The sequence below is a fragment of the Vibrio sp. 10N.222.55.C6 genome (assembly GCF_041473395.1).
Classification (GTDB): Bacteria; Pseudomonadota; Gammaproteobacteria; order Enterobacterales; family Vibrionaceae; genus Vibrio; species Vibrio crassostreae_C.
This window is the reverse complement of the sequence record NZ_JBFRSD010001245.1, coordinates 1-538: the sequence shown is the minus strand read 5'-3', so window position 1 is coordinate 538 and position 538 is coordinate 1. Positions and strand designations below refer to the sequence as shown.

The following is a 538-nucleotide window of genomic DNA, read 5'->3' as shown; positions in this document are numbered from 1 at the left end:
CCTTCAGGCTTGTCTCTGGCTTTGAACTCCAAAGGCCTGAATAACCTCATGCACACGGTGTTAACGGAATACAAAATCCAACAATTACATGTTGTGGCACATAGTATGGGCGGGCTTGTCGCCACCAACAGTCTTCGCCAGTGCCGTATTGGGCAGCTATGCGATTTTGTAAGCAGCGTAGCCACCATATCTTCGCCGTTTGGTGGTGTCGAGTCTGCTAAACAAGGGGTCGAGTACTCTCCCGTAGTAATGCCGGCATGGGTTGATTTAAATCCAGACGGGAAATTTATCGCTGACTTATTAATTGACAGCAGTAAGATTCATATTCCCCACTTTTTAGCCTTTGGTTATAACTCGGGCGACCTATTTAATACCAACAGCAACGATGGTGTGATCAATTTATCAAGCCAATTGTCGCGCCCAGCCCAACTCCACGCGTCACAAATCCTCGGCTACAACGAAACCCATTTGAGCATCTTAGATAACGATGACCTTTTTGAAGACCTGTCCGAGTTTTGGTTAAGAGCTGAAGAAGCAC

General features: G+C 46.7%; 1 protein-coding gene. It reads left to right on the top strand.

All coding sequences use genetic code 11. The features are described 5' to 3' along the window. Positions 1-538: alpha/beta hydrolase (locus tag AB4486_RS28385; RefSeq protein WP_372120173.1), on the top strand; the 538-nt coding region annotated here is incomplete at both ends.